Here is a 10330-nt window from a genome sequence, read left to right on the forward strand (position 1 = left end):
GCGGCGCCGTCAGCGACATGACCCAGGAAATACTGGCGAGCAAGCCGAGACGCATGAGCAGCGCTAAGCTCAGACCGATGACACGCGCTCGATCGCGCTGGTGCGGTGGCAGCTTATCCGCCAGGATAGCGATGAAGATAAGATTATCGATGCCGAGGATGATCTCCAGCACCACCAAGGTTAGGAGACCGACCCATATGGTCGGATCTGTTAACCACTCCATTACTTGACTCCGATATTGACCGTTTGCGCTGCCTTATTTAAATAAGCTGAGCCGGGCTGCTCAAACGGGTGCTCGAGATCGACATCGAGCAGTACCCCCGGTGCGGCGGCACCTTGAAGATCATCGCCGCCATCGAGCATCCCCCCGTCGTCGCCAAAATCAGCATGCATCTCGGCTTGCCCGCCCGGGCACCGCCCCGATCCCCGGTGCGGCTTTTCGATCGACTCCAAATAGCCTCATCCGAATCCGATATCCCTCCGTCCGATTCATCTCTCCGAGCCGACAATCCCCTTGGCCTGCACCCGCCCAAGACGCCAAAACACCCCGAAACATAGCGCCTCGGGCCGATGCAGGGCCCGAAAAGTCCCCGATTCCAGGCCGAGGACTCATATGTGTGACAGCTCACGAGCCCGGCAGTACTGTGCCTCTTGATGAAAAGGGGCGTTTAAAATCCCTATTCCCTCCGCACTCGACCGTTTGCCTCGTGTCCACCGAAAAACGGACCTCACTGGACGCCCGTCCGTAATATTCTCCGGCCAGGAGATCCGCACCGCGAGCGAAGGCGCGTTGCGCCTCGATCGCAGTGCGTACCTTCGAGACCACGATCAGGCTACCGAGTTCGTGGAGGATGCTGCTCGGGTAACGGGAGCTGCCGGCGGTCATGCGGCCCGCGTCGATCTGCACGTAGTTCGGTAGCAGCATCCAGGCATATTTGAGGGCCTGATGCACGGAGAAAGCGCCATCCGTATTGAGCAATACGGAGTAACCACGGTGCCGATAGCCCTGCAGCGCATGCCGGATGCGAGCGAGACTGTCCTCGTCCTCGTTTCCGCTCGGGGTATAAACGATGACGACACGATCCGGTTGGAGGCCGCAGCGCTCCAGCACCTGCTCGAAATCCCGGCCATGCTCCGTCGCGACGCCGGCGACGTGGCGGGCATGCACATGCAGGAACAGCGATCCCGTTTCCCCCGTTTGGCGCAGGTAATTGAGCGTGTGGACGAGTCGGCACAGGCGATCGAGATACACGACGGCTTTGCCATCCCGCGCGGCGGCGAAGACGTCGCGAACAGGGATGACCTTATCGGCGTCGAGCTCCGTATTCGCGCCGCCAGAGGCCCGGAGGGAGGCGGCATGACCGGCGACATGGGGCGTCCCGGACGACATCGCGACCCGCGGCTGGAATACGCTCTGAAACCGGATCGCGCCGAAACGACCTTCGACCGCACCGTTGCGGATGCGGATCGGGTCCTCGGGCAAATAGGGCACCTGCTCCGCGCGGATCCGGTCGTTGAAATACTCGACGAGTTGGCTTACCGGCACGGTTGTCCTCCTCCATCGATGACGAAACCGTTGAATTTCCCCCTCCCCTCGCGGGCCGGCGCGAGCGGAGGGGCCCATAGAGCGAGCACTAGAGCTTCGCGAGTGCGACCTCAGTGGACTTGACGAGGGCGAGCACCTCGGAGCCGACCTTGAGATCGAGTTCGGTCAGTGATCGCGAGGTGACGACCGAGGTCACGATCCCCGCGGGCGTCTCGACATCGACCTCCGAGAGCACCGGCCCCAGAACGATCCCCTTGACAAAACCCCGGAACTGATTACGTACATCGATAGCCTTGATGGTCATGTGACTTTACCTCTCATTGCGTTAGAAGATCCCGGTCCCGTGCGGCCGAGGAAGGGTGGAGGCGGAACAAGCATGGCCGCCTTCAGCCGACTGCGTCGTCGGTGACGACATCCGGTGATCCAAACCTCGGTGGCCCAGGCTTCCCTTCCCTGACGACCCGGGTTGACCGTATGAGTCGCGCCAAACTGTTTGGCGTACTCCAACTTGTTGTCCATCAGATCCACGGCAATAATCATCCCCGCGCCAGCCAGGGCGCAGCTCTGGATCACGTGAGCCCCACACCACCACAACCGATCACCACCGCGCTGCTGCCGGGTTCAAGCTTCGCGGTGTTAATCGCCGCGCCCACGCCGGTCATGACACCACAACCGACCAGACAAGCTTTGTCGAGGGGCACATTGTCGCCGATCTTGATTGAGGCCGTCTCATCCACGACCGCATATGGCACGGAACATGGGCCGTGAAGCCAGCCTGCACTAGGGTGGATCTATCGGCTGGGCTCCCGCAAAGCCGCGATGAGCTCATTCAAGGAGGGGTGCGACATGAACAGGCGCTTCAGGCCATAGCCAACCCTACCCAGCGCTCCGTCGCATGGGCAGGTTGCTCGATGACCTGCGCGCCGGTCGGATTGCTTCGCCGTCCACTTCGAGATCGCCAGCGAGATCAACGCGCCGCCAAAGCCAAACACGCCAGAAAACACCAGCAAGGCGTTGAGGTCGAGCCCCATGCCTTGTTCCATCGAGGATGCGATCGACTCCCAGGAGCCACAGCGAAATGCTGAGCACGAACACGACCGCAAGGTTGGTGACTAACAACAGCAATTACGCGTTTCATATCCAGGCTCCCGTACGACGTAATGCGCACACAGTAACCGACACCGCTTGGATCTCTTGAGGCTGATCCGGCATCTTGTCTTCCACGCCCAGTGCTGCACTACCAAATGCAGGCGTTTCAACCGCACCGGGCACCGCCACATTGCGACTCACTGCCGTAGGCACCGATCTGGCGGCAACACTCACGCCATAGGCCGAGTGATCCGTGAATATCAGACCTGCGCTCACGTTTCTTCTCCGGGTAGCAAGTAAACTTTGAAGTTCCGACACGGAGCACGGCTCCAATCGTCGAGCTTTGTAGCGATAGGCAGTATCGTCCTCGAAGGGGCCAAGAGGTATCCGGTGAAAGTTGGACCTGAGAACAGGCCTAAAGCGGGAGCGCAATCCCACCCTTGCGGTAGGGCAATACCTACCACTTTAGAGAGAGCACGAACGCTTTGTTGCGGAAGCTTGAGCGGCGCCTAGAGCTCGATCAACCCACGTCGTGCGGCCACAGCTAAGGCCTCCGTCCGGCTAGTGGCATCGAGTTTATCCAGGATGTTCTTGACGTGCGTCTTGACGGTACCCTCGCTGATATCCGAGGCCCGGGCGATGAGCTTATTGCTCAGTCCTCGGGCCACTAACGTCAGGATTTCAAGCTCCCTCGGGGTGAGCTCTTGCTCGATCAGGCGGCTGGCTAATTTGGCGGCGACTTCGGGCGAGACGACGGTCTTGCCTGCATATACGGCTCGAATGCAGTTTAACAGATCCTCGCGGTGGGTGTCCTTGAGGAGATAGGCCTTGGCGCCCGCTCGCATTCCGCGGTATACATCCTCATCGCTATCATAGGTAGTCAGTATGATAATCAGGGCCTTTTCGTCTTCTCTACGGATCGCTTCGATGGCCTCTACGCCGGACATCTCGGGCATGCGCAGATCCATCAAGGTAATATCCGGACGGAGCTCCCGCCATTGCTCGAAGGCCTCTCGCCCATCGCCGGCCTCTCCGATCACGGCCATATCACTCTGTCGGTTCAGGATCGCGACCAGACCCTCCCGCACGACAAGGTGATCGTCGGCTATCAAAATCCGAACCTTGCGCAATGCGGATCCCGGCTGGGGCACGCCCGGTGAGTCGGAGGATGAACTATTCATAGTGCATCATCGCGCGCCGATCCCAGCGCGACCCTAATCTCGGAGCCTTTGCCGGGCGAGCTCGCTATAGTCAAATCGCCACCGATTCGTCGGGCCCTTTCTCTCATACCGATCAACCCGAACCCATCGTGAGGGAGTGTGGGGTCGAATCCCTTGCCATCATCGAGGATCTGTAGCTGTGTGCTGTGCGGTTCGAATAAGATCTTGACCTCGAATCTGCGCGCGTTGGCATGTTTGATCGTATTGGTCAGGGACTCCTGTACGATGCGGATGATCTCATCTTCGCACTCCTCCGCAAGCGGTCTCGGTTGGCCTGCCACGCTGACCTTGGGCTCTATGCGAGTATCGCGAGCTATTTTCCGGACCATGGCATCTAGCGCTGCGGGCAAAGCCTGCGCTTCGAGAACCTTGGGGCGCACCGCCCGCACCGAGCGGCGCGCTTCGGCGAGGGCGCTTCGCGCAAGCTCGCTGGCCCGGGAGATATGCGTTTTCACGGGTGCTGCGTCGCCGCTGACCAAGGCATCCTCGGCGGCCTGCAATTGCAAGATCACACCGGTGAAACCTTGCGCCAGGGTATCATGGATGTCGCGCGCGATCCGGTTGCGTTCGGCGAGCACGGCCGACTCGCGTGCTTGTTCGTTCAGCCGGGCCATCTGGATGGCAAGCGTGGCCTGTTGAGCGAGTGCTTCGGCGAAGCCTAACGTGCTATCCGGGTCCGCCAGCCGCTTCTCGTCGCTGCGAACCGTCATCCAGGCGATCGCCCGCTCGCCGACCACCATGGACACGCTTAACAGGTTTTTTGCGCCGATAGTTCGGAGATACTCCGACATGACCGGCGGGATTGCAGGGTCGCCCTCGCTGTAGAAATGGGCTCTGCTCTCTTCGTCGTGGGCTAATGACATCGGGCTGTCCTCGAAGGAGATAGACTTATGCGCGGCGGGATGCGCAGACTCAGCGGCGGTAAGCATCCGGCCATCGACACATTCGAGATGCAGGCGCAGGACACGCGCATCGTAGTCCGGAAACCACAAGGCACCGCCCGTTCCCTCCAGATCCTCGACCATTGCCTTCAGGGCATGCCCCCAAAAGGTTTCTAGATCCGGTTCTGCAGAGAGAAACAGCAGAGACTTGGCCAGCGCCTCGGTTTGGCCGCGCGCCAGTCGTTCTGCGCGCTTGCGCTGAGCGATTTCTGAGCTGAGCGCGAGATTCAGTTCCGCTAATTCTGTCGTCCGCCTGCGGAGCGCCATTTCCGCCCCCCGGTGCTCGCTGGTGACCGCGGCAAGCGTCATTCCCGTCACTGACAGCACGCCTAAGAAACTCAGCAGCTCCAGGAGACTTTCAAGGTCGCCCTTTGCCGCCACCGACCCAAAACCGTTTTCCCAATCCCAGATCGTGATCGCCGTCGCGGCAAAAACGGTCAGCGCGCTCCCGCGCGGCCCGAGCCGCAGCGCCGCCCAAGCGACGAATGGAAAGAACAGGTATTCGGGCGGGTAGATGAGCGGGGGCAGCACCCAACCACCGAAAATAGGTATGCTCAAAATGATCAGCAACGTGAGCAGACCGGCGGCCTCCATGACCTGAGCTAAAGTCCAGTCGTCGCGCCACTTACGGCTCCAGGTCAGGAGCAGCGGCGTGACCAACAGCATCCCCATGGCATCACCCAGCCACCACGTCCACCAGGTCGGGACGGCCGTGGCGCGGTCCACTACCTGGCCCCACCCTAGACTAGCCACTCCAAACGTAGCTCCGAGAATGGCGGCACAAACGGAGGCCATGGCCACGAATCCTAATACATCCCAGAGACGGTCCAGCGCGCGATGAAACGCCCCGACCCGATGTAACAGATAGGCAGCCAGCATCGCCTCCAGGGTGTTTCCCACGCCGATACCCAGTGCGGTCGTGACAGGAAAGCCCGAAAAAGCCGTTATCGCAAACGCACCGATCAAGATCCCCGGCCAAAACCGGTAACCGAAAACCAGGATCACCGCGAGGGCGATACCGGCAGGAGGCCAAACGGGAGTGACACTGTTCTGAACACCCGGAACCAGCCACAAGCCAAATTTCGCCGCAGCAACATATACCAAAGTGAAGGCCGTAACGCCAGCTAAATACTTCAGTGTCACCTTATACATTGGCTTAGGAACCTGAATTCGCTTCACCCCAAATATGGGCCTCGCATCTCTGACAGTCAATGTGCCGTGGCTCATGGTTCTGGTTCTCTGTGGGACCGAGGCCCGAACTGGGGGCGGGGGAGGTATTATACGCTGCCGTTCCAGGACGCCGCGTTTAGCCGAGTACGTGCAGAGCTTGTCCCAGCACGCCCAAAAGACAGAACGACGCGCGTCTCCGGCACCGGGCGGCACGCTCATCGGTCTCGTGATGACGCGTTACGCGCAGGGCCTGTAGTGACGGATGGGCCGGAGGCCCGCGCGATTGTCGGAAGATGTGGCTCATCATCGGCGCCATGGCGCTTGTCACCCCCATCGGGCTCATCACGTTTCGGCGCTTTCTTGAGACAAGCCAGGCTCGATCCGTTTAGATCCTGCCGGGCTTGACATCCCGCGGGAGGCCCAGGCGGAGGGCCCTGAGTGTGGATGGTTCGATGCGCAGGTGAGGGCTCTAGATCAAGATGCCTTCCGGCGTCGTGGGTCGTCGTTCCTTGGGCTGCAATTCCTCGAGCCTCTTTTTGAGCGCCTCCAGCTCGTCCCGAAGCCTCGGCAGGATGTCCTCGCGTAAGGAGTCCTCGGCGTCATCTTGAGCCCTCGCGATCTCATCGAGGAGCCGCCTCCACTCCTCCGCCAGGCGCTGCGCTTCCTCGGAGCGCGGCAGATCCTCCAAGCCGCGCTGCAGGGCCTCCGCCTGCGCGGCCAGTCCCTTCAGCACCTCGGCCAGTTCGCGCAACGGATCATCCCCGGCCACGCCCGATGTCGGCGCGGCCCGCACGATGGCCTCGGGCACGCCTCGCGCCCGAGCGCAACGTTCGTCGTCGGCCATCCGGAGATACGCCTCACCATCGGCGCGGCCATCGCTACCGACACAGAGCGCCAGCAAGAGGCACGCTCCGGCCCTCACGCCGACTCCCGAGCGCGCAACGCCGCCCCGTGGCCCGGCGTGCCGCCATCAAGGCGAACCCTTGCACCCTCGCTTCGATAACCGCCGCTGATCGGGTCAGCGGTGAGCAGAAGGGGGGTATCGAGATCGACCCAATCGAAGCCCCCGAGCCCGGCCGCGAGGTGGGCGCTGAAACCCATGCCGAGCCGGGTCTCCACCATCCCCCCGATCATGAGCCCGAGGCCGAAGGCGCGGGCGATGGCGGCGATATCCAGCGCCTGCACCACGCCGCTCTTCGCGAGCTTGATGTTGAGCACCTGGGCGAGCCCCTCGCGTCCGATACGGACCGCGTCCTCGGGCGTGCGGCAGGATTCATCGGCGGCCACGGGCACGCCGGCCTCGCGCGCAAGCCGGCCGAGCCCCTCCCAGTCCTCGCGGGCGACCGGTTGTTCGAGCAGCGCGGGCTCGATCCCCGCCGCGCGCAACTCGCCCAGGAGCTCGAAGACCTGCGCGACGCTGTAGGCGGCGTTGGCATCGAGGATCAGGCGGCAATGGGGATGGCCGCGCCGGATCGCGAGGACGCGCGCGAAATCCTCACCGACATCGCGGCCGATCTTGACCTTGAGGGTGCCAAACCCGTCTTCACGATAGCGTGCCGCGAGCACCCCGGCGGCCTCGGCGGGACAGATCGGGATTGTCATATCGGTGACCAGGGAATCTTCCCTGCCGCCGAAGAAATGGAACAGCGCCACCCCCAGGCTCCGGGTCAGGGCATCGAGCACGGCCGTCTCGATGCCGGCGCGTACCGATCCGAACGGCGCCCGCCGCTCCAGGAGCCCCGCCGCGATCCGCCGCCATTCCCCCGCGTTGCTACCGAGAAGCCGGCCGGCCTCCTCCTCCAGCGCCGCGCGGGCCCCGATCTCGTCTTCCACCGTGATCGGCGGCAGGATGGCGATCTCCCCCCAGCCGCTTGCGCCCCCTTCGAGCACGACCCGGAGCGCCAGGTTGCGCACCATCCCGAGGTCCGACGAGGCACAGGTGAAGGGCGCCGCGAGCGGCGCCTCCAAGGGTTGGATCTCGACTTGTCGGATCTGAAGCTCGCGGTTCATGGTCTCGTGGCCGACCCCGTTCCGGACCCCGAAGGTCCCGGACGGACCTCCGGAATATACGGAAGTGTAAACCAATCACGTCGGGGAGCTACGCCGTATTTCACACGCCGGCCATTGAAACCAACACCCCCTCGATCGCCTCGGCACTCCACAGTTTGGTCAACGAGTACTACCGCGGTGTCTCACGATAATTTCACGATTCGGGCTGATTTTGGAGCGAAGGGTATAGAAAGTTTAAACGCCCTTTTTTCTAACGAGCAAAGTACCGCCGGGCTAGTGGGTTGTCAAGCGCGCGAGTCTTCTGGCAAGCTGCGGCCAATCAAGAGCGAGCGCGGTGTGCCCCTTTCAAGGCGCATCCCGACGATCGCGCGACGGGTGTGGTAGAGTTGGTGGCACTCGAAGTGCTCGAGGGCTATGGTCTCAGGCCTGATTTCGTCGCCGGCCACAGCTAGCGGCGAATATGTCGGGCGGTCGCTGGACGTGCGCCTGAAAAAGATCGTGCTGGCCACCGCATCGGGCAGGAAGAGCGTGACGGCGGCCATCAAAGTCGGTCAAAACGCATGCGTCGGAGGCACCCAGGGCTTTGGTAGCTCCAGTGGATCGCCCCATAACAACTACAAACATTTCCTGTTGTACCTCATCGACAGATACGGCGCCTACAACGCCTTTGGATGGGACACCAGGAGGCCGATGAGCTGGACTGCCATTCGACCGGCTACATCTCCGCCTACCTGGACTGGATGCACAGAAACGATCCGTACTTCAGGCTGACGAGCAATCACAAACTGCCACACACGGCGCCTGCATTCAACGCCTACACGAACAACGACGCCTGGAGCACGGTCTTCATCTCTCCGCGATTTCTCGGGGTGCAGGAGACCGACGGCTTCGGAGGCGCTGGGAACCTGGACGAGGCCGGGCCGGACGACACCGCGGCATGGGACCATGCGCGGTCGGCGTCATGGGGTACGAATATTCCGGGCCTGAGCGGCAACCCTAAGCCGTGGGTGAACATGGAGTATGGTTTCGAAAGGCGGGCCGGCGATGACGATCGGAACCAAGCCGACCAGGTGGACCTGGACCTGCTCGAGGACGTTTGGGGCGGCATGTTGGGCGGGGCGGCCGGGATGTTTTACGGTAACAACCGGATCAAGCCAGGGAGCCAGTCGAGCATCGACACCAGACGACTGGACGATCCGGGCTTCAAGCATTATCACAAGAATATGTACCGGTTCTTCCACGACGCCGACGCAGACGTGCGCTATTGGGAATGGAACGCCTTCAAGAAGGTGGCCGTGGGCGCGACGGCCTACACGTTGTCGTGCAAGCAGAATGATAGCTGCGTGCTGAATTTCCTCGAAACCGATGACCAGGACATCGACATGAGCGCCAAAGGTCCGGACGATCCGGCTTTTGCGTTTGGCAGCACGGTGCGCCTGCGTTGGTATGATGTCCGGAGGGGATGCTGGAAAGACACCGGGACGACCTCCGTTATCGCGGGACCGGCCAACCATGTTCACCCGCCCGAGCGACCCCACCGATAGAAGCGACCGCTGGGTGCCGTCATGCGGAAAGGTACCCAGTATGAAACCCTGTCCGCTGCGTGCTCAGACGTGCCCAAGCGCCGGTAACGAGACTGCCCTCGCCGCCGGTCGCCGATCCCGAGCGGATCGGTTTCCGGGAGCGGATCCGGGATAGGATCCCGCCATGTCCAGCACTCCTCCCCCGGCAGCGACCGACCCAGCCCTGCGCAGCGTCCATACCTCGAACCTGCCCGCGCTCTTCGGGCAGTTGCAGGTGAGCCTGGTGGTCTCGACCTACCAGGCCGGTAAGGTCATCCTCATCCGCAACGACGAGGGTGTCCTCAACACCCACTTCCGCACCTTCGGCAAGCCCATGGGGATCGCGGGCGATCGGGCGCGCCTGACCATCGGCGGGACCAACACGGTGTGGTACTTCCGTAACCTCCCGGCCGTGGCAGAGAAGCTGGAGCCGCCCGGTAAATACGACGCGTGCTATCTGCCGAGGCGCGTCCATGTCACCGGCGACATCGACATCCACGAGCTCTGCTGGGATACCAAAGATGAGCTCTGGGTGGTCAACACGCGCTTCGGCTGTCTCTGCACCCTGGATGGGGACCATAGCTTCTATCCCCGCTGGCGGCCGTCGTTCCTGTCCGCGCTCGCGCCAGAGGACCGCTGTCACCTGAACGGCCTCTGCCTGGTCGACGGCCGGCCCAGATACGTCACCGCCCTCGGGGAGACGGACACGCCGGGCGGATGGCGGGTCAACAAGCGCAGCGGCGGGCTCCTGATGGACATCGAGAGCAACGAGGTCCTGATCCGCGGGCTGTC

General features: G+C 62.3%; 13 protein-coding genes and 1 pseudogene. 2 read left to right on the forward strand and 12 right to left on the reverse strand.

The window, feature by feature from the left end; all coding sequences use genetic code 11:
- From M3461_01055 to M3461_01110, 12 genes and pseudogenes are all read right to left on the reverse strand, one after another.
- On the reverse strand, positions 1-223 hold a 223-nt coding region (locus tag M3461_01055; protein MDQ3773063.1), incomplete at its 3' end, for a hypothetical protein.
- Positions 223-453, reverse strand: coding sequence for a hypothetical protein (locus tag M3461_01060; GenBank protein MDQ3773064.1), 231 nt, complete (start codon positions 451-453; stop codon positions 223-225). The genes M3461_01060 and M3461_01055, both read right to left, overlap by 1 nt.
- A gap of 172 nt (positions 454-625) precedes the next feature.
- Positions 626-1546: an EAL domain-containing protein gene (locus M3461_01065; GenBank protein ID MDQ3773065.1), complete on the reverse strand. Its 921-nt coding sequence runs from the start codon at positions 1544-1546 to the stop codon at positions 626-628.
- Positions 1547-1634: 88 nt separating this feature from the next.
- Positions 1635-1850 (reverse strand): TOBE domain-containing protein, encoded by a 216-nt coding sequence (locus M3461_01070; GenBank protein MDQ3773066.1) that lies wholly within the window; start codon positions 1848-1850, stop codon positions 1635-1637.
- Positions 1847-2086 carry a hypothetical protein gene (locus M3461_01075; protein MDQ3773067.1) on the reverse strand — a complete coding sequence of 80 codons (240 nt, stop codon included), beginning with the start codon at positions 2084-2086 and terminating at the stop codon, positions 1847-1849. The genes M3461_01070 and M3461_01075 overlap by 4 nt, the downstream gene beginning before the upstream one ends.
- 29 nt (positions 2087-2115) lie before the next feature.
- The gene (locus M3461_01080; GenBank protein MDQ3773068.1) at positions 2116-2283 is read right to left on the reverse strand and encodes a hypothetical protein; all 168 of its coding nucleotides are present in this window, start codon (positions 2281-2283) and stop codon (positions 2116-2118) included.
- A 143-nt stretch (positions 2284-2426) separates the two neighbouring features.
- Positions 2427-2671: pseudogene (locus M3461_01085) on the reverse strand (zinc metalloprotease HtpX).
- A 473-nt stretch (positions 2672-3144) separates the two neighbouring features.
- Positions 3145-3816, reverse strand: coding sequence for a response regulator transcription factor (locus M3461_01090; protein MDQ3773069.1), 672 nt, complete (start codon positions 3814-3816; stop codon positions 3145-3147).
- Positions 3813-6023, reverse strand: a complete 2211-nt coding sequence (locus tag M3461_01095; protein MDQ3773070.1) for an MASE1 domain-containing protein — start codon at positions 6021-6023, stop codon at positions 3813-3815. The genes M3461_01090 and M3461_01095 overlap by 4 nt, the downstream gene beginning before the upstream one ends.
- Positions 6024-6435: 412 nt before the next feature.
- Complete coding sequence (locus M3461_01100; GenBank protein MDQ3773071.1) at positions 6436-6888, reverse strand: hypothetical protein; 453 nt, start codon at positions 6886-6888, stop codon at positions 6436-6438.
- Positions 6885-7976, reverse strand: coding sequence for a dipeptide epimerase (locus tag M3461_01105; GenBank protein MDQ3773072.1), 1092 nt, complete (start codon positions 7974-7976; stop codon positions 6885-6887). The genes M3461_01100 and M3461_01105 overlap by 4 nt, the downstream gene beginning before the upstream one ends.
- Before the next feature lie 284 nt (positions 7977-8260).
- Positions 8261-8518 carry a hypothetical protein gene (locus tag M3461_01110; GenBank protein MDQ3773073.1) on the reverse strand — a complete coding sequence of 86 codons (258 nt, stop codon included), beginning with the start codon at positions 8516-8518 and terminating at the stop codon, positions 8261-8263.
- A 129-nt stretch (positions 8519-8647) separates the two neighbouring features.
- On the opposite strand from M3461_01110, the gene M3461_01115 reads away from it, so the two are divergent.
- Both M3461_01115 and M3461_01120 read left to right on the forward strand, forming a co-directional pair.
- A complete protein-coding gene (locus M3461_01115; protein ID MDQ3773074.1) occupies positions 8648-9520 on the forward strand; it encodes a hypothetical protein in 873 nt (290 codons plus the stop codon).
- Between the two features lie 163 nt (positions 9521-9683).
- Positions 9684-10330 (forward strand): TIGR03032 family protein (locus M3461_01120; GenBank protein ID MDQ3773075.1); only part of this gene is annotated, 647 nt, incomplete at its 3' end.

It is taken from the genome of Pseudomonadota bacterium, from assembly GCA_030860485.1.
GTDB lineage: Bacteria > Pseudomonadota > Gammaproteobacteria > JACCXJ01 > JACCXJ01 > JACCXJ01.

Excerpts from the sequence above, each read along its gene's own strand:
- M3461_01070 (MDQ3773066.1), bottom strand. The coding sequence starts at position 1,850 with ATGACCATCAAGGCTATCGATGTACGTAATCAGTTCCGGGGTTTTGTC.
- M3461_01075 (MDQ3773067.1), bottom strand. The coding sequence starts at position 2,086 with ATGATTATTGCCGTGGATCTGATGGACAACAAGTTGGAGTACGCCAAA.
- M3461_01090 (MDQ3773069.1), bottom strand. The coding sequence starts at position 3,816 with ATGAATAGTTCATCCTCCGACTCACCGGGCGTGCCCCAGCCGGGATCC.
- M3461_01095 (MDQ3773070.1), bottom strand. The coding sequence starts at position 6,023 with ATGAGCCACGGCACATTGACTGTCAGAGATGCGAGGCCCATATTTGGG.
- M3461_01105 (MDQ3773072.1), bottom strand. The coding sequence starts at position 7,976 with ATGAACCGCGAGCTTCAGATCCGACAAGTCGAGATCCAACCCTTGGAG.
- M3461_01110 (MDQ3773073.1), bottom strand. The coding sequence starts at position 8,518 with ATGGCCGCCGTCACGCTCTTCCTGCCCGATGCGGTGGCCAGCACGATC.
- M3461_01115 (MDQ3773074.1), top strand. The coding sequence starts at position 8,648 with ATGGGACACCAGGAGGCCGATGAGCTGGACTGCCATTCGACCGGCTAC.